Genomic DNA, 22,450 nt, shown 5'->3' on the forward strand with positions numbered 1-22,450 from the left:
CTGGCCAGCAACGCATGTTGTATTGCAGGCCTGTGATCTTAATCCCTGGCTGTGTAGTGAGCACTCTTAATGACTTTTAACCCTCCGGCGCCGCCGTCGCCACCATTCAGACATGCCGCTGAAGATCGCACTGTCCGCTTTACGCGGCGCAGCCTGCGTACGCTTTCGCTGCTGCTGTCTGGTGTGCTGGTGCTCTCGATGCTGATGGTACTGATGATTGCACAGCGTCAGAACAGCGCATCGGTTGAGCATGACCGCATGCTGATGCAGCAGACGTGGCAAAATCGTCAGGAGGCGATGGTCACCGATATCCGGGATTATGCCTTCTGGGGAGAAGCCTGGCGCAATCTCCATGTCAGGGTGAACAAAGTCTGGGCGTTTGACGAAGAGAACTTCGGACCGGGTCTTTACGAAGAGTATCACTATGAAGGCGTGTTCGTGGTCGACAGCAAAGGTCACACCACCTACAGCGTGATTAATGGGCAGATGGCGGATACGCCACTGGAAGCCTGGCTGGGTCATGAGACACGGACGCTAATTGCGGCAGCGCGTCAGCTCAATAATAAAGCGATGACCCGCAATGCGCTGATCAACCATCTGCCCGCGATTGTGGTGGCCGCACCTATCAGCAGCGGTAAACTGCCGAACGTGCCGCCCATGGCCGGGCCTGCATCAATCATGGTGTTCGTGAATCTGTTTACACCCGCCAAATTACAGGCGCTGGGCGCGACGCTGGATATACGCGAACTGCGTCTGCCCGCCAGTGAAGAGGATGCCCTGCATGAACCGCGAATGGTACTACCGTTGCCAGGCGGCGAGCCGATTGTGCTGCGCTGGACGTCAAAAATGCCGGGCATGGGCCTGATCGGGTTGCTGCTGCCACTGCTGCTGCTGACGGCGATCATCATCGGCATCATTACTCATCGCGTCAGCCGCCATGCGCTCTCCAATGCGATTCTCTCTGACCGCCGCTTTGCCATGCTGGCAATCAGTCAGCAGGAGCTTGCCAACAGTGAAGCGCGGTTTCGCGATCTCGCTGAGGCGGCGTCAGACTGGATCTGGGAAACGGATGAAGAGGGTCGCCTGATCTATCTGTCCGCGCGCTTTCATACCCTTACCGGCCACGACATCACACACTGGCTGGGACGTCACATCGATCACTTGCTGACCCATCCCAGCCATTCACTGGTCGCCTGGCTGCTGCGGCAGGAGGCGGAAGAGCAACAGATGCCGCTGCGCTGTCAGTTTATGTCCGCACAGGGTCACCGCCGCATCGGTCAACTGGTGGCGAAAACCATCTGGCATGATGCGCGACGTATCGGATTTCGCGGCACGGTATCGGACATCACCCAGGGCATGGAAGCAGAGGCACGCATTCAGTTTCTGTCGCGTCACGACGTTTTAACCGGTCTGTCGAACCGCGTGCAGCTGCTGGAGTTTCTGACGCTGCACCTTGCGCTGCCTGATGGCGCTGCGCCGCTGACGCTGATTACCCTCGATCTCGATCAGTTCCGGCCAATTAATGAAACCTGGGGTCATGCGGCGGGCGATGAGGTACTGAGCCAGATAGCGCAGCGTCTGAAGCACTGTATCGGCCCGCAGGAGCTGGTGGCGCGGCTGAGCGGTGATGAATTTGTACTGGTGTTGCGGGAAACGAACCGTGAGCGGATCGATCAGCGTTGTGCTCAGCTGGTGCACGAGGTTCAGCAGCCAGTCAGCACCGGTCAGCATGTCCACTATCTCACCATCAGCATGGGCATTGCCTGTGCGCCACAGGATGCCAGCCATCCGGAAGCGCTGTTGCAGATGGCAGATATCGCACTGAATGAAGCACGCGATGCGGGACGTAATCAGTGGGTCTGGTACGCCAATGAAATGGCGAGCCAGCGCGAAGATAAGCGTGAAATGGCGCGGCGCATTGAGAAAGCACTGACTAATAATGAATTCCGTCTGCACTATCAGCCCCGTTATCAGCTGCTGACCGGTCAGCTGGCCGGCGCTGAAGCGCTGATTCGCTGGCAGATTGCCCCGGATCAGTGGATTACGCCAGACCACTTTATTCCGCTGGCGGAAGAGAGCGGTCTGATCGCCACTATCAGCGACTGGGTTCTGATGCGTGCCTGCCAGGATGCGCTGGGCTGGGGTGGCGATCGCTATGTGTCAGTCAATATTTCGCCGATGGAGTTTCGCACCAGCGATCTGGTGCAACGGGTGGCAGATGCGCTGGCGAAAAGTGGTCTGCCAGCGACAAGGCTGGAGCTGGAGATCACGGAGAATGTCACCTTTGAACATCCACAGCATGCGCTGGAGGTAATGCAGGGCTTACGGTCGCTGGGGGTAAGGTTAACCGTCGACGATTTTGGCACCGGCTATGCCGCGCTGGGCTATCTGAAGACCTTCCCGTTTAACGGTCTGAAGATTGATCGCTCCTGGATGAAAGATTTCCCGGAGTCGCAGCAGGCGCAATCGGTGGTGGCGGGCATTATTGCGCTGGCACGCGCCTTCGCCCTGACGATCACGGCGGAGGGAATTGAGACAGAAGCGCAGCTGAACCAGCTAAAACAGCTCTCGTGCGAAGAGGGGCAAGGCTACTTCCTCGGTCGGCCGATGCCGCTGGCTGCATTCAGTACGCTTCTGGAAAGAACAACGCAGAATCAGGCTGAGCCGGTTTAACGGACTTTGACCGCCACGGCGGTCATCAGCATTGCGCAGACAACAAAAATAATCAGTTCCATCATGACCTCCACAGGGGTAAGAATAGTCTTAAGATAGTGTAGCGGCTCACTGTGGTTTTTTTAGGCAGTGAGTGCGATTAATCTTAAAAAGAGAGTCTGTGGGACACCCGGATCCGCGCTCACTGTAACAACTTTACCTTTTCCGGCTTCTGGTCAGCAGGCACGCTTTGCTACTCTTGGGGCAGGTTTTACACGTCCAACAGGAGAACAAACGTGAAATTTTATGGAAAAGGGCTGCTGGTAGTGGGTCTGTTTGCATTAACCGCCTGTCAGTCTGCCAGTAAACCTGACACCGCCAGTGTGCCGCAGGATCCTGAAGCCGACCGCTGCGGTGCCTCTCAGTTTCAGAACTATGTCGGCAAACCGTTAACCGTGCTTCAGGGTCAACACTTTGAACAGCAGGTGCGTCCAATCCCCTATAATTCTGCGGTCACCATGGATTTCAACCTTAACCGGCTTAACTTCCTGGCCGACAAAAATGGCAATATCAGCTCAGTTTATTGTGGCTGACGGCCGGTCTGTCATAGGCTTGTCATAACGGCAGGCGAGGATAGCAGCGCGTTTAAGAAACTTCCTCGTCACACAATAAATAGTGCTCGTCTTGTTTATTCCCGCCCCGGCGGGAATTTTTTTAGCGCCTTCGGGCCGGAACAGGAGCGGAGAAGATGAAATGCATAGGGGCACTGCTGCCCACGTTGTTACTCAGCAGCACACTGGCACAGGCGTCCAGTGAAGAGGCCTGGCAGAAGAGCCGCCAGATCATGACACAGGCGTGTATTAATGCCAGCCATCTGAGTAAAGTAAAGGTGCTGGGCGAGCCGATTGAGTATGACGACAACACAGGTTACAGCGCACTGTTGCTGGAGGGGCGCTATCCCCAGCAGCATATGAAAAACAGGCGTGGACGCGAGCTCTGCCTGTTTCAGCTCAGCAGCGGACGGGCCAGCGTCAGCGAAGCGGATAAACTGCGCTGGGTGAAGTAAACCGACGCTTTATACCTCCGGATGCGTGTCGATGAGCTGTGCCAGCAGGGTGCGATACCGCTGCAGCTGCGCCTCATCGCCTTCGACTTCCAGTTTGTCGATCACCCGCGCAATCAGTGCCTTACTGGTCGCGGGTTCTCCCGCCTCCATAATTTCACGCAGAATAACCGCCAGCAGATCGGACTCTGGCGGTATTCGCCAGTTCGGGCTGTTGAAATAGTCACTGATAGCGCGGCTGGCACTGCTTGTTTGCACTCTCATTTCCCTACCTCCGCTGAAACGCTACCCCGACCCTTACGCAGGTGTAAGGGCATCTATGCACGTCATAAGCTGAACTGCCTCAGCGTAGCCGGATGGTCTGGACCGTTTTTTAGCGGAGGACGTCGCGCCAGGCAGAATGATCGTCACATCGCCACGACTGGCGATTTTTTAAACATAGAAGCGGCGTGAATCGTTGTCAGTAACAGAATGACATATTTTTCCATATTGATGAGGCATGGTTGAGGAAGAGGGTGCCAGGGCAGGCCATCGGCCACGGGATTCACGCTGTAAACCGCTGGTCAGAGAAAATTTTCGCGGGTAATTGCGCTGAATCAAGAGGAATCCTGTCTTTTGCCGTTTGTGCCATGTTATGTCGGTCACGTTAAGAATCGTCGCGTTAAACTAAGCACTCCCTCTCTTTGAATCATCTGCCCATGCCACGCACTATTGAACCCTGGAAGATAAACCTGATCTCAGTCTGGTTTGGCTGTTTTTTTACTGGCCTGGCCATCAGCCAGATTATCCCGTTTCTGCCGCTCTACCTTGAGCAGCTTGGCGTCACCGGAGGCGAGTCCCTGAGTCTCTGGTCGGGGCTCACCTTCAGTATCACCTTCGTGGTTTCGGCGGCGGTCGCCCCGCTGTGGGGCAGTCTGGCCGATCGCAAAGGGCGTAAACTGATGCTGTTGCGCGCGGCGTTTGGTATGGGCGTGGTGATCCTGCTACAGGCTTTTGTCACCGAAGCCTGGCAGTTACTGCTGCTGCGCGCCCTGATGGGGCTGACCTCTGGCTATATCCCCAACGCGATGGCGCTGGTGGCGGCTCAGGTGCCGCGTGAACGTAGCGGCTGGGCGCTGAGCTGTGTCTCCACCGGGCAGATTGGCGGTGTGATTCTGGGGCCGATGCTGGGTGGGCTGCTGGCTGACTGGGTCGGTTTGCGCACGGTATTTATCGTCACCGCGGCGCTGCTGATGGTCAGCTTTATGGTGACGCTGTTCCTGATTAAAGAGACCGGTTACACCCCGGTGAGTAAAAAAGAGAAACTCAGCGGACGCGAGGTTTTTCGTTCGCTGGACAACCCAAAGCTGATGCTCTGCCTGTTTTTCACCACCATGGTCATCCAGATGTGCAACGGATCGGTGAACCCTATCCTGACGCTCTTTGTGCGGGAACTGGCACCCACCGCTGAGAATATCGCTTTTCTTAGCGGGGTCATTGCCGCGCTGCCTGGCGTCTCTGCACTGCTGGCCGCGCCTCGTCTGGGGCGACTCGGCGATCGCATCGGCACGCAGCGTATTCTGCTCGCAACGATGGTTATCTCGCTGCTGCTGTTTATCGCCATGTCTTTTGTCACCAGTGCCACGCAGCTGGGCATCTTACGTTTTCTGCTGGGCTTCGCCGATGGCGCGATGATGCCTGCGGTACAGACGCTGCTGGTGCGTCATTCGCGCGACACTATCACCGGCCGGATCTTCGGTTATAACCAGTCGTTTATGTATCTTGGCAATGTTGCTGGCCCATTACTGGGCGCAGCGGTATCGGCGGTGGCAGGTTTCCGCTGGGTCTTTTGTGCCACCGCCGTTGTAGTGCTGATTAATGTCCTGTTCCTGAAACGCTTTTACCGGCGTCCGAAGACTGTGCTGCCCGCGTCGGCTGACAAATCGTCAGCTCAGCCTGCCAGCGCTGCTGAGTCAGCAAAAACTCAGGACTGACGCTGGGGCTCCAGGAGTCATCGCCGCCGACGCCCATATGGAAGGCATCCAGGTGCAGCCAGCAGCCCGCTTCCGGACGCAGAAGGTGGCGGTGGGAGGCTTCACGCAACTGCTCCAGACTGAAGCGGCTCAGCGAGAAAGCAAAATCGCCGCTGACCTGCCAGCTGCCGCTGTCGAGCTGGCGGGTGCCGCCACGCAGACCATTCTCGCTGGGGAAAACGTAGGGCGTTGAAAGCTGATCCAGCGGCAGTTGCCAGCGTGAGAACTGCGCGGCCAGCTGGCGATCGGGATAGTTTTCATGCGGTCCCAGGCCGAGCCAGCTTACCTGCTGCGGGATTTGCGCCAGCGCGCAGCGCAATCCGATGCGTGCAGGCGGTGGTAAACCGCGAGACTGCACAACGGAAAGCTGTAACTGCAACTCACCCTGCGCATTGATCAGATAACGCTTACGGCTGATAAAGGCGAGCTGGTCATTAGCGATCCAGCTATGCAGCGTCTCAATCTGTATCGCCTGCGGCAACGCATTCGCGGCTATCGACACCAGCTGGCTGCTCATCTGGTCATAACCTGCCGCTTTCCAGCGCTCAACCCACGCATTGGGATCCACCCGCTCTGCTTCGCTGGTGCCGATATCGTTGTCCAGCGGCGCGCGAATAAAGCAGTCCTGAAGCGGGGAGAGCAGCGTCGGTGCCTCATTCACAAACCACTGCGTCAGTTCACCGCTGTGGCGTGAAAAATGCCAGCGCTGTTGCTGGTGAGTGACGACAATCTCACTGGCGTCATCATAGAGGACAGGTACTTCAGCTGTTTCCGGCAGCGGGGGCAGCACCAGCAGCGAAGGCAGCGCCCACTGATGCCAGGCGACACACCAGTCCGCAGCACTCCAGCGGGTCGGGTGAATCTGATGAACCGCAACGTTAAGCCAGCATTCGCCCTGTAACGCGGGCGGTGACGGCAGCGTGATCCGCTGCTGACCCTGCGGGCCGATATCCAGTGAGACTTCACCTTCCGTCACCACCTGGCCCTCCTGCTCAATGCGCCAGCGCAGCACTTCATTGTCACTGTGACGGAATAAGTAGTCGCTGCTGACCGTCAAGCTCAGCGGGTCGCCGGGATCGGGCGTAAACTGCCAGAACTGCTGGGCGCGCTGCGCCTCATACAGCGCCGGATGCGGCGTGCGATCGGCAAACACCAGCCCGTTCATACAGAACTGGCGATCGTTGGGCTTATCGCCAAAATCGCCGCCGTAGGCCTGCCAGGGCTGGCCCTGATCGTCATAACGGGTCAGGCTCTGATCAACCCAGTCCCAGACGAAGCCGCCCTGCAGACGCGGAAACTGACGGAATGCCTCCCAGTATTTCGCGAAACCGCCAAAGCTGTTGCCCATCGCATGCGCGTACTCACACAGGATCAGCGGACGGGTTTCGCCCGGCAGACCGATCCACTTTTTCAGCGACCACTTCGGCACCGCCGGGAACGGCTGATCTTCATCGACCCTGGCATACATAGGGCAGATGATATCGGTCGCGGCGGTGTCCGCACCGCCGCCTTCATACTGTACCGGACGGGTAGGATCGCTGCTTTTCACCCAGCGGTAGAGCGCATCATGCGTGGTGCCATGTCCAGACTCATTACCCAGCGACCAGATAATAATGCTGCAGTGATTACGATCGCGCTGCACCATACGCGTCACGCGTTCGCTATAGGCAGCGAACCAGCGGGGATCGTCGGAGAGCCGGTTCATTGGTTGCATGCCGTGAGTTTCGATATTCGCTTCATCCACTACATAAAGCCCATACTGGTCGCACAGCCGATACCAGAGCGGATGATTGGGATAGTGCGAACAGCGCACCGCATTGAAATTGTGCTGCTTCATGAGCTCAATGTCGCGGCGCATCGTCGCCTCATCCACCACCTGACCGCGCTCCGGATGGTGTTCGTGGCGGTTGGTGCCACGGATTAGCAGCGGTTTGCCGTTGAGACAGAGCAAGCCGTTGTCGATGGTGACCTGACGGAAGCCGACATCATAGGCTTCCACCTCGACCAGCTGCTGATCCCCATCCAGCAGCGCCAGCGTGGCGCGATAGAGATGGGGCATTTCGGCGCTCCACAGTACAGGCCGTTCCACCGGCAGACTGAGCAGGGCGCGTTCAGGATAGTGGCCCCGCTCGTCAATAATGGCGCTACCCAGCGGCTGTTGACACTGCGCAACCGGCTGTTCACCCTGCCACAGCGTCAGGCGCAGCTGATAGTGCGTGGTGACCTCTGGCGGCAGGGCGACGCGGACCTGGGCGCGCAGCGCGGCACGGGTAAACTCCGGGCTGAGCCGGGTTTCCAGCTGCACGTCGGCCAGATGCACCTGCGGCTTATGCAGTAACGTGACATCGCGGAAAATGCCGCTCATCCGCCACATATCCTGGTCTTCCAGATAGCTGCCGTCGCTCCAGCGCAGCACCATCACCGCCAGCCGGTTTTTGCCTGGTCGCAGATAAGGCGTCAGGTCGAATTCGGCGGGCAGGCGGCTGTCCTGAGAGTAGCCAATCCAGCTTCCGTTGCACCACAGATGAAAGGCTGAATTGACACCGTCAAAGATGATGCGTGTCTGCCCGGAAGTGAGCCAGGCAGCGTCCGTGCTGAATGTGAGCGAGTAACATCCGGTCGGGTTCTCTTTGGGCACAAGCGGAGGATTAACCGGAATCGGATACTGCACGTTAGTGTAAATGGGCGCATCAAAACCGTGCATCTGCCAGTTTGCCGGGACCGGAATCGTGCTGGCATCCGGCAGATCCTGCAGTAACCAGCTGGCCGGGACCGCCTCAGGCTGTACAAAGTAACTGAAACCCCACTCCCCATTCAGGCTCTTTAGTGACGCGGAGGGCGTGTCATCTCGCGCTGCCGCTTCATCCCGCCAGCTGGCAAAAGGCGGGTGCGCATCCAGCCGATGCAGCGAGGTTATGACCGGGTTTTCCCAGTCGCGCCGCGAGAGGATGTCACTGAAAGCAGCCTGTGAGAGAGTCATGGTTATATCCTGTAAATGTGATGCGCTCACAATGCGGAATATTGTTCAGGCTGTAAAGCGTTCGCCATCCCGATTTGCACAAATAGTTTGCCCCGAAAGCGGGCCGCACTGTTGAGAATGTGGCGGCTTACTGACTGTAAAACGTTAAGTCTGGTCAGCAAAGATGAATAGCAGCCGGAAGCGGAGGAATCTCACTTGTCGCCATGCGGGTGCCTTCATACACTCAGCCCGATTTCATCACCCTGAGGTAAATATGGTACGAATCGTTAAGCTGGCTGCCGTTGTGGCATTAGTGACTGCATTAAGTGGATGTCTTTTCCCGCCTCCTGGTGGCGGCGGTGGGGGTGGCTGGGGCGGACATGGCGGCGGGCCGGGCCGCGGATTTGTCGATCCCCGTTAAGCCCTGCCTGATGAATGCTGGCAAATGACGATGTGCGCCTGCTGCGCAGTTACATCGAAAAGCTGTTGCGGCATCCCCGCCAGTAACGCCGTTAGTCCCAGACGGGAATGGGATCTTCACGTCACTTTGACCTGAAACATTTTCCGCTTTGCTTATTCGCTGCCAGAATAACAGGGGACAATCCATTGTGGAGATAACAAGATGAAAGTCAGTTTAATGGCGATGATGATGGCGGGCCTGCTGGTCAGTGGTATGGCGGGTGCGGCGGAAAAAACGCCGCAGCAGGAGAAAATGACGATGTGTAACCAGCACGCCAAATCTCAGGATCTCAAAGGGGAAGCACGTAAAACCTTTATGAGTGAATGCCTGAAAAAGGACAGCAAACTGTCGCACATGACGCCGCAGCAGATGAAAATGAAAAGCTGTAACGGCGAAGCTGGCGATAAAAAGCTGGCAGGCGACGCGCGTAAAACCTTTATGAGCCAGTGCCTGAAAAAAAGCTAATCATCCCTCACGGCCACGCAGGTGGCCGCTTCTCCCTGCCGATTCCTTGCCCGCCTGAAGACGATTAAATTATCTTTCACAACAGCAGGTTAACCTTCTGACAAACATTCGGCGTCAGGCTTCCTGGTTCCTTTGCCACACTTACTGTTTGTGAGGATTTGCGCAGGCCTCGTTTTACCGCGCAGCATCAGTCCAGAAACAGCGAAAGGAGCCATGCCGTGAACTATCAATTTACCACCGACCTGAACGATCTGCCTCAGCGACAGCCGGTTAAAAAAACGCTGGGTGAGGTAGAGGTCTTACTGATTCGCGACGGGGACAACGTACGCGCGTATCAGGCGAAATGTCCACACGCGGGCGCGCCGCTGGAGCAGGGCGCCATCTGCGGCGACCGGCTGGTCTGCCCGTGGCACAAAGCCGCGTTTGATCTTGCCGACGGCAAAATGTGTGAACCGCTGGCGCTAGCCGATCTCAAACAGTATCCGCTGCGCATCGAACAGGGGCGGGTGCTGGTGAATCCTAAAGCGATGTCACCCGCTGCCCCCATTGGCAGCGGGGCAACCGCGCCGGTCTATGTGGTGCTGGGTGGTGGCGCGGCGGGCAGCGCAGCGCTGTGGCGTCTGCGTCATGACGGCTTCAAAGGCCGCCTGATTCTGGTTGAGCGGGAGGCGGACGCACCTTACGACCGCACCGCGCTGACCAAATTTGTGCCGTCGGGCAAAATGGACATCAGCGAGGTGCCACAGCTGCTGAAAGCGGATGTGATGGATCACGTTGAACGAGTGCAGGCAACCGTGAGCCGCCTCGATGCGCAGCAGCAACGGCTGATCTTCGACGATGGCGAAACGCTTGCCTTCGACAAACTGCTGATCGCCAGCGGCGCGAAGCCTGTCCGTCCCGATTTGCCGGGCAGCGATCTTGACGGGGTCTATCTGCTGCGCAGCAAAGCGCAGACCGATGAGCTGCTTCAGGCGGTGGATGCGACCCATAAAATCGTGATTATCGGTAACAGTTTTATCGGCACCGAGCTGGCGTCGGCACTGCGTAACCGTGACATCGACGTTACAGTGATTGCCCGTCAGGCGCTGCCCTTTGCAAAACGGTTTGGCGATCAGATTGGCCGCTATTTCTACCAGTTGCATGAGCAAAATGGCGTGAAGTGGGTGCAGGGTGAGATCGCATCACTGCAGGGCGACCAGCAGGTGAGTGGCGTGCAGCTTAAGGGCGGACGGCAGCTGGACGCGAATGTTGTGCTGTTTGCTACCGGCGTTAAACCGGCTACCGACTTTATCCACGATCTGCCGCTGGCAGAGGATGGCAGTCTGCAGGCAGACGAGCATTTACGGGTCGCTGACAATATCTGGGTGGCGGGTGATATCGCCACGTATCCGTCGGCACAGGGGCCGCTGCGCATTGAGCACTATCGCGTCGCGCATCAGCAGGGACAGACTGCCGCATGGAATATGCTGGATCAGAACGTCACCTTTGATCGTGTGCCGTTTTTCTGGACGACGCAGTATGGCACCCGTTATGAGTATGTTGGCCACGCAGCAGAATGGGATAATTTCGAGCTGATCGGCTCGCTGGAGGACAAAAAGTTTATGGCGTTTTATGGTCAGCAGGGGCAACTGGCCGCGATCTGCTCATGCGGTATGTACACGCTGACCGCTGAGCTGGTGGAGCGGATGCAGCAACCGATGACGCTTGCCGACGCGGTAGCGCTCTGTCAGGCGCACATCAGTTAAGCTGCGCGCAGGGCGGGCCGCGAGCTGGTCCGCCCTGCGCAATGCCTGAACGCTTAGCTGCGGCTCAGTTTTTCGGACTTCGCCATGCACTGCTGCATTGCTTCAATCACTGCCGACCGCATCCCTTTCTCTTCCAGCACCTTCACGGCTTCAATGGTGGTGCCGCCAGGTGAGCAGACCATATCTTTAAGTTCAGCCGGATGTTTACCGCTGGTCAGCACCATCTCCGCCGCTCCTTTTACCGCCTGTGCAGCAAACTGATAGGCCTGGGCGCGCGGCATGCCGCCCAGTACGGCCGCATCCGCCATCGCTTCGATAAACATAAAGACGTAGGCCGGCGCAGAACCGCTGACGCCGACCACGGAGTGAATCAGATATTCATCCACCACGGCCGCTTTGCCGAAGCTCTCAAAAATCGCAACGACCTCGTTGATCTCCGCCTGCTCAACCAGCACGTTGGGCGTGACCGAGGTCATGCCTTCGCTGACCAGCGAAGGCGTATTCGGCATCGCCCGGACGATTTTACGATCGTAGCCCAGCACCGATGAAAGCGAATCCAGCGTCACGCCCGCCGCAATCGACACCACCAGCGCCTCTTTTTTCAGGCTGCCGGCCAGCTCTTTTAATACTTTCAGGATCACATTGGGTTTTACCGCGCCGAACAGGATGTCCACTTCACGTGCCAGCGCATCCGTGCTCTCAGCCGCGTTGATGCCATACTGCTCTGCCATCGCCTGGTTGGTCTCTGCTTTGCGATCGTAAACGAAGATATCAGACGGGGCGATTTTGCCGCTATTGACCAGTCCGCCGATAATGGCTTTCGCCATGTTTCCCCCGCCGATAAACCCGATTTTTTTTGCCAGCATCGCCATCTCCTTAGGACATTATTCGGTTTTCTCAGTGGGCTAGCTTACTTCAGCCAGCCCGAATAACAAGTCAGCCGGGTGTGGGCTGGAAAGCGTGCCGCAAATAAAATTTGCCATTCAGGGAGAACCCGGCAAGATCTCAGGCTTCTCTGACTGTAAGGAATCATGATGTTTATCTGGGTCGATGCCGATGCCTGTCCGAATGTGATCAAAGAGGTGCTCTACCGTGCGGCGGATCGCACCGCCACCACGGTCACTTTTGTGGCAAACCAGTTTCTGCGTGTGCCGCCATCGCCTTATCTGCGCACCCTGCAGGTGCCAGCCGGATTTGATGTGGCGGACAATGAGATTGTCAGACGTTGTCAGCCCGGCGATCTGGTGATCACCGCCGATATTCCGCTGGCGGCTGAGGTGATTGAGAAAGGGGCGGCAGCGTTGAATCCGCGCGGCGAGCGCTACTCACCGGCCACGATACGTGAACGCCTGACGATGCGGGATTTTATGGATACTCTGCGGTCAAGCGGCGTGCAGACCGGCGGCCCCGCGACGATGAGTCCGCGTGACCGCCAGCAGTTTGCCAATGAGCTGGACAGCTGGCTCACTCAGCAGAAACGCTCTACTTAAACGAAGCTATCTTCGTCGTCGAAATCGCCGCCGCCAAAATCGTTCAGATCGCTGTTGTCAGCATAATTACTGTCCCAGCCCGAGTTCTGGTCCAGGAAGGCGTTATCATTACCGCCGTTAAAGGCATCGGCGTTGTCATCGCCACCGTTGAAGGTGTTGAGATTATCATTCACCTCCGGCAATGGCGGCTCATTGATGATGTTCACAATCTCTTCCGGCTGTGAATGGTGGAACATGCTGGTCAGCATGTCGGCCATCACGACCCCCCCAGCCACGCCCACCGCTGTTTGCAGTGCGCCGCCAAGGAAACCGGTGCCGCGTGGCGCGGGTGCCTGGGCAGGAGCATATTGCTGCTGTGCCGGTTGCTGCGGTGCACTGTTCCACGGCGACGATTGTTGCTGCTGCTGAACGGGCTGCTGCTGGCGCGAACCGCTGCCAAACAGTCCCGACAGAAAGCCGCCGCTGCTCTGTGCGGGTTGCTGCTGCTGTTGCTGTTGCTGTTGCAACTGTGCAACCTGGCTTTCCAGCGCTGACACTTTCTCATTAAGTTTTTTCAGTGCCGCTTCCTGAATCAGGATCGCCTGCGCCATGTAGTAAGGCGCGCCCGGCTGCGCCTGAAGATGCTGATTAATCAGTTGTTCGGCTGCGGCATCGCGTGCCACGGTCTGGCTTTCAGCCTGTTTCAGACGGCTGAACAGCCCTTCGATCAGTTGTTGTTCTTCGCGTTGCATGATGACTCTCCTGTGGCAATGTTTATCAGTATATGTGGGCGCCAGTGAGAAAAGTAAAATCGCGGCGGTAAGCAAATATTGCCAGCGCATTCCGGACGCTACTTTACGCGTTGTTTTATCGTCCTGTTAGCGCCCTGATGCACAAAACGTGCATGCTTTTCCTGTTGAAAATACGAATGTTATCGCTGTTCAGGTAACGAAAATGCGTAAATCATGCCTGACAGGTGGAGGCCATAATAATTTCCAGTTATCATGCGTCGCATTATTAAGCTCACCATGCAGCCGCATCGCGCGGTCAGGCGGAGGAATGGCCCTGATGTCACTACCCATCTTTTTGATTGGCGCTCGCGGTTGCGGCAAAACCACGGTCGGCGAAGCGTTGTCGCAGGCGCTGGGCTACGCCTTTAGAGATACCGATCACTATCTGCAACTCAGCACGCAGCGCAGCGTGGCCGAGATTGTTGCGGCAGAAGGCTGGGAAGGTTTTCGCGCCCGTGAAACGGAATCGCTTAAAGCGGTAACAGCACCCGGGACCGTGATTGCTACCGGTGGTGGTATGATTCTGGCTGAAGAGAACTGCCGCTTCATGCAGGAGCAGGGCCGGGTGATCTGGCTCAGCGCGTCGCCCGAAGTGCTGGCAGAACGACTGGAAAGCGAACCTGAAGCGGCTCAGCGTCCAACGCTGACCGGACGTCCGATTGCCGATGAGATGAGTGATGTGCTGCGTGAACGTGCGCATCTCTACCAGGCGGCGGCCCATCATCAGGTCAACGCCATGCAATCGCCGGCGTGCGTGGTGGAAGAGATTCTGCTGTCACTTTCCCTGGCGCGCGCCAGCTAACCCTCCGATTTTTCCCGCTTTGATCCCGCTTCGGATGGCATTGTCTATACTTACTCTATGACAGGCAGCGGCCTGTCCTGTGGAATGTTATTCAGACAAGAGGGACACAGTATGCCGACCAGACCACCGTACCCACGTGAAGCGAAAGTTGTGCCCGTTGAAAAGGGCACTGAAGGTAATAAAGTCACTTCTTACGAATTGCGTGCTGATCATCCCAAACCGAATTCATTAATCAGCGAGCACGAGACGGAAGAAGAAGCGCATGATGCTAAAGCGCGCTACGAAGACGTCGAAAAAGAGTAACACGTCACGGCTGGCAGGGACGCCAGCCTGCTGCTCAGCTTTAATCTGCCCGTAAGTTGCCTGATCTTTTCCCTCTATGTTTGACTCCCCAAATCCCCATAGCCGAATCAAAACAGCGCTGCCCGGACCACCTGCTTAACGCGCTCTCCCATCGGAAGAGATCACAAACGACCATCATTTCGCGTGACAGATCAGCGGGTTCCCTTCTACACTTCCAGACACACAACATGTGCTCTGGAGAACTATTATGCTCAACGTAAGTGAGTATTTTGACGGAAAAGTTAAATCTATCGGTTTTGACAGTGCGAGCACCGGTCGTGCCAGCGTGGGCGTGATGTCTGAAGGTGAATACACATTTGGAACCGGCCAGCCGGAAGAGATGACCGTCGTCAGCGGCTCGCTTAAGGTGTTGCTGCCGGGTGAGACTGAGTGGAAATGGTTTGAAGCGGGTTCGGTGTTTAACGTGCCGGGTCACAGTGAATTTCATCTGCAGGTCGGCGAGCCAAGTTCCTATCTCTGCCGCTACCTGAAAGACAAAGATTAAAAAAAGGGCCGCTAAGCGGCCCTTTTTTTGGGCAAACCATGTCTGTCCGGGTGATTCTGATTAACGCTGGGCTTCGCCACCTAAGGCTTCCACCAGATTGCTGGTCAGTGCGGCCAGTTCGCTGGTCATCAGAATAAAGTCAGCATCAAAGCGCTGAGCAAAATCTTCGCGGTCGATATCGTCGTTCTGGTCGCGCAGCGTGTCGCTGAACTTCAGACGTTTCACCGAACCGTCATCCGCCAGCACGAACTGAATGCGCTCCTGCCAGTCGAGTGCCAGTTTGGTCACCAGCTTGCCCGCTTCGATGTGGTTGGCGATCTCATCGCATACCAGATCCTGTTTCTTGCAGCGAATGACGCCACCATCTTCCAGCAGCGCTTTCAGCTCCGCTTCATCCATCAGCGCAAAACCGGCAGGCAGATCGCCCGAACGAACCCACTCGGTCAGGGTCAGCTCAATCGGGTTTTCCAGCGTCAGCGGCACCACCGGCAGTGAACCCAGGCTTTTGCGCAGCAGCGCCAGGGTATCTTCCGCTTTTTTTGCGCTGGCACAGTCCACCATAATCAGATTGTTGACCGTGTCGATCCACAGATAAGTCTGGCTGAAACGGCTGAAGGCGCGCGGCAGCAGGCTGTGCAGCACTTCATCTTTCAGCGAATCTTTTTCGGTCTTTTTGAGCTTGCGGCTCTGCTCAGATTCCAGCTTGTCGATTTTCGCTTCCAGCGCCTGTTTCACGACCGGCGACGGCAGGATTTTCTCCTCTTTGCGGGCGCAAATCACAATCTGGCCTTTGTTCTCATGGGTCAGCGCGTCGCTGCGGTTACCCATCGGCGGGACCCAGCCGGTCTTGCTCATATCCTGACTGCCACACGGTGAAAACGTGAAGGCGTCGAGCTGTTTTTCCATCTCATCTGCGGACAACGGAATGTCACGATTCAGACGATAAACCATCATATTTTTAAACCACAACATCGGGATTCCTTACCGTGGCGCGATCGGGCGCACAAGTCTGCGAGAGTCAGCGCGCATGATAGCGAAACATCGGAGTGGTTTCATTGCCTTTAAGGCAGCCGCCTTCTACTGTATCTCTCACCTGAACGAATAACGAGGAGGTAACCTTGCGCATAGGCATAGATCTGGGTGGCACCAAGACAGAAGTGATTGCATTGTCGGATAAGGGACAGGAGCTGTTCCGCCATCGGGTGAATACCCCGCGTGATGACTATCAGGCAACGGTGCAGGCGATTGTCGATCTGGTCACACTGGCGGAGCAGAAAACCGGCGAGACCGGCACGGTCGGGCTGGGTATTCCTGGCTCGCTTTCGCCCTTCAGTAAGCGGGTGAAAAATGCCAACTCTACCTGGCTCAACGGCCAGCCGCTGGACAAAGATCTGGCTCAGGCGCTGAACCGGGAAGTGCGTATTGCTAACGACGCCAACTGTCTGGCCGTGTCGGAAGCGGTCGATGGTGCGGGTGCCGGACAGTCGCTGGTGTTTGCCGTGATCATCGGCACCGGGTCGGGCGCGGGTGTAGCGATCAATGGGGAGTCGCGCATCGGTGGCAACGGCAATGCCGGCGAGTGGGGCCACAATCCGCTGCCGTGGATGGATGAAGATGAGCTGCGCTACCGCCAGGAAGTGCCCTGTTATTGCGGGCAGCAGGGCTGCATCGAGACCTTTGTTTCTGGCACCGGTTTTGGTATCGACTATCAGCGGCTGAGTGGCGTGCATCGCAAAGGTGCTGAGATCGTTTCGCTGCTGACGCAGCAGGATCCGATCGCCGAACGGGCGATGAGCCGTTATGAGCTGCGGCTGGCCAAATCGCTGGCGCAGGTGGTGAATCTGATCGATCCCGACGTGATCGTGCTGGGTGGCGGGATGAGCAATGTGGATCGTCTCTATCAGACCGTACCGGTGCTGATGAAGAAATGGGTGTTTGGCGGGGAGTGTGAAACGCCGGTGCTGAAGGCGCAGCATGGCGACTCCAGCGGCGTTCGCGGTGCGGCGTGGCTCTGGCCGCTTAACGGCTGAGTGTCCCGCACATCCGCTGACGTTCAGCGCCTGGGTTTCTGGCGCTGAACTTAAGCCCCGGCGCGGCATCCTGCCGCGCCGCGGTTATTCGCCCACCAGCATCGTGTCCTGCGGAGCCCGGTCGCGCTGCGCTTTGGTGGCGAGGAAGTAGAGATAGCCGACCAGCATAATGGCGAAAAACAGTGCGCCAATCACCGGATTAAACCACAGCATCGCCAGCAGGCAGATGACTGACAGCAGCAGAGCGATGCCCGGTACAATCGGATAGCCCGGCGCGCGGAAACTGCGCACCATCTCCGGCGCGCTGCGGCGTAGTTTAAACAGGCTCAGCATGCTCATGATGTACATCACAATCGCGCCAAACACCGCCATGGTGATCATCGCCGCCGTCAGCGTCATTCCCTGCAGATTAATCACGCCATCGCTGTAAATCGCCGCGATGCCCAGCACGCCGCCGAGAATAATGGCGCGATGTGGGGTCTGGAAACGCGACAGTTTTGCCAGCGAAGGCGGCAGATAGCCCGCGCGGGCCAGGGCAAAAAACTGCCGTGAATAGCCGAGGATGATGCCGTGGAAGCTGGCAATCAGGCCAAACAGCCCAATCCACACCAGCATATGCATCCAGGTAGAGTGTTCGCCAACGATCATTTTCATCGCCTGTGGCAGCGGATCGTTAATGTCGGCCAGTTTACGCCAGTCACCTGCGCCGCCCGCCATCAGCATTACGCCAATTGCCAGCACTACCAGCGTCAGGATCCCGCTGATCCAGGCACGGGGAATGGTCCGGGTAGGATCTTTCGCCTCTTCGGCCGCCATCGCGGCACCTTCAATGGCAAGGAAAAACCAGATAGCGAAGGGAATAGCGGCGAAAATGCCGGAGAAGGCGGGCAGTCCGAAGCTGTCACTGCCCGCCCAGCCGTGTGCGGCAAAGTTTGCCAGGCTGAAGCCAGGTGAGACCACGCCCATAAATACCAGCAGCTCAATGACCGCCAGTACAGTGACAACCAGTTCGAACATCGCCGCCAGTTTTACACCGAGAATATTCAGCGTCATAAACAGCAGGTACGCGCCGACCGCCGCGGTTTTCGGATTGAGTTCGGGATACTGCACATTCAGATAAGCCCCGATCGCCATGGCAATCGCCGGAGGCGCAAAGACAAATTCAATCAGCGTCGCCAGACCAGCAATCAGCCCGCCGGTTTCGCCAAAGGCGCGACGGCTATAGGCAAAGGGTCCGCCTGCATGAGGGATCGCGGTGGTCAGCTCGGTGAAGCTAAAAATAAAGCAGGTGTAGAGCGTGGCGATCAGCGCGGTAGTAACCAGAAATCCCAGCGTGCCCGCCACGGCCCAGCCGTAACTCCAGCCAAAATATTCGCCTGAGATCACCAGGCCAACCGCAATCCCCCACAGATGCAGGGTGCCCAGAGTGGGCTTGAGTCTGTTTGTCATTCTGCTATCCCCGTCGTTGTTGGTCTCACGCGGCCTTACACCGCCATAACTACTAAAGTAAGGGGATAATGCCGTTGCATTACTCACCACGACTTGACGCGGGCGCAGTGACTTCTGTCCTCCACGGTCAACTCACAGGCAACAACCGGGCCGGATGCACGCTGCGGTCAACTTTGTCTCTTCTGAGGTCAAGCAACTCACCTTCTGGCAACACATGCTGAGATAACGCAAGTGAAAAGGAGCCGGATGATGAGCGCAAAACAATATGACAACCTGACTGATTCCCAACTCACCCTGATGGCGCAGCAGGCGCTGGCCTGTTATCCCGCTGCGCTGCAGGGGCAGCTCAGCCTGCTGTGCCGCTCAGAGAACGCCACGTTCCTGGTTAAAGCGGCAGGCCGGCGTTATGCGCTGCGGCTGCATCGCGGCGATTACCATCAGAAAGCGGATATCCTTAGCGAACTGCTGTGGCTCGACGCGCTGCGCGAAACCGGCATTATGGTGCCGGAAGCGGTGCCGGACAACGCGGGCGAAACGGTGCTGACGCTGCGGCTGCCGGATGGCAGTGAGCGCTACGTGGTGCTGTTTCACTGGATCGAGGGGGAGATGCCGACCACCGACGTTGATCCCCGCGCCTTTCAGCAGCTGGGACAGATTACCGCGCGGCTGCATCAGCACAGTAAGCAGTGGCAGCCACCCGCGGGTTTCCAGCGCATCATCTGGGATCACCACACCATGACCAGCGCTGAGAGTCACTGGGGACGCTGGCAGGATGCGCCCAATCTGCCTTCCGCCGATCACGGCGTCGTCGAACAGACGATCGCGCAGGTCGGCGCGGCGATGGCGCAGTTTGGTAAGGGATCGGATCGCTATGGTCTGATCCACGCCGATCTGCGGCTGACCAATCTGCTGCTGCACAAGGGCGAAACGCGGGTGATCGACTTCGATGACTGCGGACTTGGCTGGTATCTGCACGATCTGGCGGCGGCGATCAGTTTTGTTGAGCATCATCCGCGCGCACCAGAGTGGATCGATCACTGGATACGCGGTTATGAGCAGGTGGCGCATATCAGCGATGCCGAGATGGCCATGCTGCCCGCGCTGCTGATCCAGCGTCGTATCCAGCTCACCGCCTGGATAGGATCGCATGCTGAAACCGAAATGGCGCGCAGTCTCGGCCCGGAGTGGGCCAGTCACTCGGTCCGCCTCTGCCGCGATTATCTGGCGGGTAAACCGCTGCCGGTCGGCGTCTGATGCACCAGCGGCGGGCGTAGCTGCGCCGCCGCAGTGCCGGATGCCGTGTCCGCGCGCAGTCTGGACCACCCGCAGGCGATGCGGCGGGGCCTGGGAACCTGGTATGGAATTTGCTCTGATCTCAGGAACGGGTGATCCACCTGACTTCTGACTGAGGCGACCATGAATCCGACACTGATCAAGCCTGATGCATTTGCGGCCTGCTCTGCAGCGGCGGGGGCAGGCAATCACGGCGTGCTGGCTGCGGCGGCGACCGGTTTAAGCGAGTTTATTCATTCTCAGGGCGGCGATGTTGATCGCATTTTTGGCATCAGCGGCATCGATCCGGAGCGCCTGGCCAGCCCGACGCTGAGCCTGGGGCTGGTTAACTATTGTCGGGTACTGGAAGAGGCGGCGCGTCACTCCGGTTTTGATAACTTCGGTTTGCACTACGGCAGGCAGTTTAAACCGCAGTCATTAGGTCTGATCGGCTACATTGGCTTGTGCTCCGATACGCTGGAACAGGCGCTGCACAATGTGGTTAACGCATTTCCCTGGCATCAGCACGACACCTTAACCCGGCTGGTGGATAAGGGAGAGTGCTGGCGGCTCGACTATCAGGTACGGCACGGCGCGATCCTGTCGCGCCGTCAGGATGCCGAGCTGACGCTGGGAATGTTTATGAATCTGATCCGCCACGTCGCTGGCAGACACTGGGCACCACGTGAAGTCCATTTCGAACACCCCCGTCCCGGCCAGTGGCACGATCACTGCAAAGTATTTGATGCGCCGGTCTGGTTCGATCAGCCGTTTAATTCGCTGGTGATCCCGAAACGCGATCTGCTGCGCGCGATGCCGGAGAGCGATCCGATCCTGTTGATGGTGATGCAGGATGCGATCCGGCGGCTGAACCGTGGGACGTCTCAACAGAGCATGATTGAGCAGGCGCGTTCGCAGGTTAATTTATCGCTGATGCAGGGCGAGCCGGTACTGGAAGAGGTGGCGGATAAACTCGGGCTGTCGAGCTGGTCACTGCAGCGACGGCTGCGCGAAGAGGGCAGCAGCTTTACTGCGCTGGTGGATCAGGTGCGCTGCGAGATGGCGACGCACTATCTGCAGCAGAAGCAGCTGCCGATCTCGGAGATGGCGTTGCTGCTGGGCTACTCGGAAGTCAGCGCGTTCTCACGCGCATTTCGCCGCTGGTTTGGCATCAGTCCGCGCCAGTGGCGTCAGGAAGGTCTGGCCAGCTAACCACGCGGCGCAAAGCCAAACCACGCCGGTTGTCCAGGCTCCGGTGGCGGTGGCAGATCGCGCGTTTGTGCCACCAGTTGCCAGGCACGCAGGCAGAGCGCCTCATCCCCCTGAGTCTGCGTCACCGCATAATGTCTGCTATGTTGCTGCCACTCCATCCGTACCAGACATTGCTGACCCGTATAACGTACCGCATCAGTAAACTGCCGATTCAGTACCGGCTGCATTTGATTAGTCCAGTGACAGGATTTACTGTCCGGATCCTTCGCAGGCTCACACAGGTTTGCCACGCTATCACGTTGCTTTGACAAAGGTTGCTGACAGGCACTGAGCGAAAAAGCAATAATCACACCCGGCAACATTCTCACTATTGTATTAATTAAATTCATTAAATTAGCCACTTTTTTCTAAAGATCTTCCGGTCTGCTGCCGACAGTCTACAGACCGGCATGCTGAATGCTATGGCATTCCTCCGACTGTCGGCAGAACCAGAATTTACCGCCCCTGTGCGGATGATGTCTCTTTTCACTTCATGGATTAGAAATGCAGAAAAAATATGCCTTTGCGGCACTCTCCTTGTTAACCACCTCGCTGATCAGCGGCTGTGCCACCGAATCTTCCCGTGCAATTCAGGCGCCGCAGGTTCGCGCAGCCAGCCAGCCGGTTTATCAGGGCGTGCGCAGCCCGATTGCGGTAGGTCAGTTTGATAACCGTTCCTCGTACATGAACGGCATCTTCTCTGATGGCGTCGATCGGCTGGGTAATCAATCGAAAACCATTCTGATTACCCATCTGCAGCAGACCAATCGCTTCAGCGTGCTGGATCGCAGCAACCTGAAAGAGTTGCAGCAGGAGTCAGACTTCAAACGCAGCCAGCAGAATATCAAAGGCGCGAACTTCATCATCACCGGTGATATCACCGAGTTTGGCCGCAAAGAAGTAGGCGATCAGCAGCTGTGGGGCATTCTGGGCCGCGGCAAAACTCAGATCGCCTATGCCAAAGTGAATCTCAACGTGGTGGATGTCGCCACCTCTGAAGTGGTTTACAGCACCCAGGGTGCGGGCGAGTACCAGCTTTCGGCACGCGAAGTGATCGGCTTTGGCGGCACCAGCAGCTATGACTCGACGCTGAACGGTAAAGTGATGGATCTGGCGATTCGCGAAGCGGTTGATCATTTAGTGGATGGAATCAACAACGGCGCATGGCGCCCGGCTAAATAAG

The 22,450-nt window shown here is 57.4% G+C and carries 22 protein-coding genes; 15 read left to right on the top strand and 7 right to left on the bottom strand.

Translation table 11 applies throughout. The features are described from left to right. Positions 1–69 precede the first annotated feature (69 nt). The 3 genes from N1689_RS00370 (at position 70) to N1689_RS00380 (ending at position 3,718) form a co-directional block, all read left to right on the top strand. Positions 70–2,673, top strand: a complete 2,604-nt coding sequence (locus N1689_RS00370) for an EAL domain-containing protein (RefSeq protein ID WP_161736665.1) — start codon at positions 70–72, stop codon at positions 2,671–2,673. Between the two features lie 275 nt (positions 2,674–2,948). Next, positions 2,949–3,245, top strand: coding sequence for an I78 family peptidase inhibitor (locus N1689_RS00375; RefSeq protein WP_013356930.1), 297 nt, complete (start codon positions 2,949–2,951; stop codon positions 3,243–3,245). A 155-nt stretch (positions 3,246–3,400) separates the two neighbouring features. Then, complete coding sequence (locus tag N1689_RS00380) at positions 3,401–3,718, top strand: hypothetical protein (RefSeq protein ID WP_161736664.1); 318 nt, start codon at positions 3,401–3,403, stop codon at positions 3,716–3,718. A gap of 9 nt (positions 3,719–3,727) precedes the next feature. On the opposite strand, the gene N1689_RS00385 is transcribed toward N1689_RS00380, so the two are convergent. Further along, a complete protein-coding gene (locus N1689_RS00385; RefSeq protein ID WP_161736663.1) occupies positions 3,728–3,979 on the bottom strand; it encodes a biofilm development regulator YmgB/AriR family protein in 252 nt (83 codons plus the stop codon). Between the two features lie 434 nt (positions 3,980–4,413). Between N1689_RS00385 and N1689_RS00390 the strand changes: the two genes are divergently transcribed. After that, a complete protein-coding gene (locus N1689_RS00390) occupies positions 4,414–5,688 on the top strand; it encodes a multidrug efflux MFS transporter (RefSeq protein ID WP_161736662.1) in 1,275 nt (424 codons plus the stop codon). Here N1689_RS00390 and N1689_RS00395 read toward each other — a convergent pair. Then, entirely contained in the window at positions 5,570–8,707 is a 3,138-nt protein-coding gene (locus N1689_RS00395; RefSeq protein ID WP_260057594.1) for a beta-galactosidase, read from the bottom strand. The two genes, N1689_RS00390 and N1689_RS00395, sit on opposite strands and share 119 nt — an antisense overlap. 253 nt (positions 8,708–8,960) lie before the next feature. On the opposite strand from N1689_RS00395, the gene N1689_RS00400 reads away from it, so the two are divergent. From N1689_RS00400 to N1689_RS00410, 3 genes are all read left to right on the top strand, one after another. Continuing rightward, positions 8,961–9,107 (top strand): hypothetical protein, encoded by a 147-nt coding sequence (locus N1689_RS00400; RefSeq protein ID WP_253421186.1) that lies wholly within the window; start codon positions 8,961–8,963, stop codon positions 9,105–9,107. 201 nt (positions 9,108–9,308) lie between these two features. Beyond that, the gene (locus N1689_RS00405) at positions 9,309–9,611 is read left to right on the top strand and encodes a PsiF family protein (protein WP_161735318.1); all 303 of its coding nucleotides are present in this window, start codon (positions 9,309–9,311) and stop codon (positions 9,609–9,611) included. A 218-nt stretch (positions 9,612–9,829) separates the two neighbouring features. Next, on the top strand, positions 9,830–11,356 hold the full coding sequence (locus tag N1689_RS00410; RefSeq protein ID WP_260057595.1) for an FAD-dependent oxidoreductase: 1,527 nt from the start codon (positions 9,830–9,832) through the stop codon (positions 11,354–11,356). A 53-nt stretch (positions 11,357–11,409) separates the two neighbouring features. On the opposite strand, the gene proC is transcribed toward N1689_RS00410, so the two are convergent. After that, the gene (gene proC, locus N1689_RS00415) at positions 11,410–12,222 is read right to left on the bottom strand and encodes a pyrroline-5-carboxylate reductase (protein ID WP_222924449.1); all 813 of its coding nucleotides are present in this window, start codon (positions 12,220–12,222) and stop codon (positions 11,410–11,412) included. Positions 12,223–12,390: 168 nt separating this feature from the next. On the opposite strand from proC, the gene N1689_RS00420 reads away from it, so the two are divergent. Beyond that, positions 12,391–12,846, top strand: a complete 456-nt coding sequence (locus N1689_RS00420) for a YaiI/YqxD family protein (RefSeq protein WP_003850071.1) — start codon at positions 12,391–12,393, stop codon at positions 12,844–12,846. Here N1689_RS00420 and N1689_RS00425 read toward each other — a convergent pair. Further along, the gene (locus N1689_RS00425; RefSeq protein ID WP_260057599.1) at positions 12,843–13,577 is read right to left on the bottom strand and encodes a DUF2076 domain-containing protein; all 735 of its coding nucleotides are present in this window, start codon (positions 13,575–13,577) and stop codon (positions 12,843–12,845) included. The genes N1689_RS00420 and N1689_RS00425 overlap by 4 nt on opposite strands. A 316-nt stretch (positions 13,578–13,893) precedes the next feature. Here N1689_RS00425 and aroL point away from each other — a divergent pair, with 316 nt between their 5' ends. From aroL to ppnP, 3 genes are all read left to right on the top strand, one after another. Further along, complete coding sequence (gene aroL, locus N1689_RS00430; protein WP_161735310.1) at positions 13,894–14,418, top strand: shikimate kinase AroL; 525 nt, start codon at positions 13,894–13,896, stop codon at positions 14,416–14,418. 111 nt (positions 14,419–14,529) lie between these two features. Continuing rightward, positions 14,530–14,721, top strand: coding sequence for a YaiA family protein (locus tag N1689_RS00435; protein ID WP_161735308.1), 192 nt, complete (start codon positions 14,530–14,532; stop codon positions 14,719–14,721). A gap of 247 nt (positions 14,722–14,968) precedes the next feature. Then, on the top strand, positions 14,969–15,265 hold the full coding sequence (gene ppnP / locus N1689_RS00440; protein WP_003850060.1) for a pyrimidine/purine nucleoside phosphorylase: 297 nt from the start codon (positions 14,969–14,971) through the stop codon (positions 15,263–15,265). 60 nt (positions 15,266–15,325) lie between these two features. Here the strand turns inward: ppnP and rdgC are convergent, their stop codons facing one another. Continuing rightward, positions 15,326–16,237 (bottom strand): recombination-associated protein RdgC, encoded by a 912-nt coding sequence (rdgC, locus tag N1689_RS00445; RefSeq protein ID WP_150013087.1) that lies wholly within the window; start codon positions 16,235–16,237, stop codon positions 15,326–15,328. A 146-nt stretch (positions 16,238–16,383) separates the two neighbouring features. Between rdgC and mak the strand changes: the two genes are divergently transcribed. Further along, positions 16,384–17,295, top strand: coding sequence for a fructokinase (gene mak, locus N1689_RS00450; RefSeq protein WP_161735307.1), 912 nt, complete (start codon positions 16,384–16,386; stop codon positions 17,293–17,295). An 84-nt stretch (positions 17,296–17,379) separates the two neighbouring features. Here mak and eat read toward each other — a convergent pair whose 3' ends face one another. Beyond that, positions 17,380–18,744, bottom strand: a complete 1,365-nt coding sequence (gene eat / locus N1689_RS00455) for an ethanolamine permease (protein WP_161735305.1) — start codon at positions 18,742–18,744, stop codon at positions 17,380–17,382. A gap of 249 nt (positions 18,745–18,993) precedes the next feature. On the opposite strand from eat, the gene N1689_RS00460 reads away from it, so the two are divergent. Continuing rightward, positions 18,994–19,998: a phosphotransferase enzyme family protein gene (locus N1689_RS00460; RefSeq protein WP_260057687.1), complete on the top strand. Its 1,005-nt coding sequence runs from the start codon at positions 18,994–18,996 to the stop codon at positions 19,996–19,998. A gap of 162 nt (positions 19,999–20,160) precedes the next feature. Then, positions 20,161–21,228 (top strand): AraC family transcriptional regulator, encoded by a 1,068-nt coding sequence (locus N1689_RS00465; protein WP_161735303.1) that lies wholly within the window; start codon positions 20,161–20,163, stop codon positions 21,226–21,228. Here the strand turns inward: N1689_RS00465 and N1689_RS00470 are convergent. After that, complete coding sequence (locus N1689_RS00470; protein ID WP_161735301.1) at positions 21,225–21,617, bottom strand: cell envelope integrity TolA C-terminal domain-containing protein; 393 nt, start codon at positions 21,615–21,617, stop codon at positions 21,225–21,227. The two genes, N1689_RS00465 and N1689_RS00470, sit on opposite strands and share 4 nt — an antisense overlap. 154 nt (positions 21,618–21,771) lie before the next feature. Here N1689_RS00470 and N1689_RS00475 point away from each other — a divergent pair, with 154 nt between their 5' ends. Further along, a complete protein-coding gene (locus tag N1689_RS00475; protein WP_161735299.1) occupies positions 21,772–22,449 on the top strand; it encodes a CsgG/HfaB family protein in 678 nt (225 codons plus the stop codon). Position 22,450 lies beyond the last annotated feature (1 nt).

It is taken from the genome of Pantoea sp. XY16 (genome assembly GCF_025153065.1).
Lineage (GTDB): Bacteria > Pseudomonadota > Gammaproteobacteria > Enterobacterales > Enterobacteriaceae > Pantoea > Pantoea alfalfae.

Coding starts and splice junctions, on each gene's coding strand:
- N1689_RS00370 (WP_161736665.1), top strand. CDS start 70: ATGACTTTTAACCCTCCGGCGCCGCCGTCGCCACCATTCAGACATGCC.
- N1689_RS00380 (WP_161736664.1), top strand. CDS start 3,401: ATGAAATGCATAGGGGCACTGCTGCCCACGTTGTTACTCAGCAGCACA.
- N1689_RS00385 (WP_161736663.1), bottom strand. CDS start 3,979: ATGAGAGTGCAAACAAGCAGTGCCAGCCGCGCTATCAGTGACTATTTC.
- N1689_RS00390 (WP_161736662.1), top strand. CDS start 4,414: ATGCCACGCACTATTGAACCCTGGAAGATAAACCTGATCTCAGTCTGG.
- N1689_RS00395 (WP_260057594.1), bottom strand. CDS start 8,707: ATGACTCTCTCACAGGCTGCTTTCAGTGACATCCTCTCGCGGCGCGAC.
- N1689_RS00400 (WP_253421186.1), top strand. CDS start 8,961: ATGGTACGAATCGTTAAGCTGGCTGCCGTTGTGGCATTAGTGACTGCA.
- N1689_RS00405 (WP_161735318.1), top strand. CDS start 9,309: ATGAAAGTCAGTTTAATGGCGATGATGATGGCGGGCCTGCTGGTCAGT.
- proC (WP_222924449.1), bottom strand. CDS start 12,222: ATGCTGGCAAAAAAAATCGGGTTTATCGGCGGGGGAAACATGGCGAAA.
- N1689_RS00420 (WP_003850071.1), top strand. CDS start 12,391: ATGTTTATCTGGGTCGATGCCGATGCCTGTCCGAATGTGATCAAAGAG.
- N1689_RS00425 (WP_260057599.1), bottom strand. CDS start 13,577: ATGCAACGCGAAGAACAACAACTGATCGAAGGGCTGTTCAGCCGTCTG.
- aroL (WP_161735310.1), top strand. CDS start 13,894: ATGTCACTACCCATCTTTTTGATTGGCGCTCGCGGTTGCGGCAAAACC.
- N1689_RS00435 (WP_161735308.1), top strand. CDS start 14,530: ATGCCGACCAGACCACCGTACCCACGTGAAGCGAAAGTTGTGCCCGTT.
- ppnP (WP_003850060.1), top strand. CDS start 14,969: ATGCTCAACGTAAGTGAGTATTTTGACGGAAAAGTTAAATCTATCGGT.
- rdgC (WP_150013087.1), bottom strand. CDS start 16,237: ATGTTGTGGTTTAAAAATATGATGGTTTATCGTCTGAATCGTGACATT.
- eat (WP_161735305.1), bottom strand. CDS start 18,744: ATGACAAACAGACTCAAGCCCACTCTGGGCACCCTGCATCTGTGGGGG.
- N1689_RS00460 (WP_260057687.1), top strand. CDS start 18,994: ATGAGCGCAAAACAATATGACAACCTGACTGATTCCCAACTCACCCTG.
- N1689_RS00465 (WP_161735303.1), top strand. CDS start 20,161: ATGAATCCGACACTGATCAAGCCTGATGCATTTGCGGCCTGCTCTGCA.
- N1689_RS00470 (WP_161735301.1), bottom strand. CDS start 21,617: ATGAATTTAATTAATACAATAGTGAGAATGTTGCCGGGTGTGATTATT.
- N1689_RS00475 (WP_161735299.1), top strand. CDS start 21,772: ATGCAGAAAAAATATGCCTTTGCGGCACTCTCCTTGTTAACCACCTCG.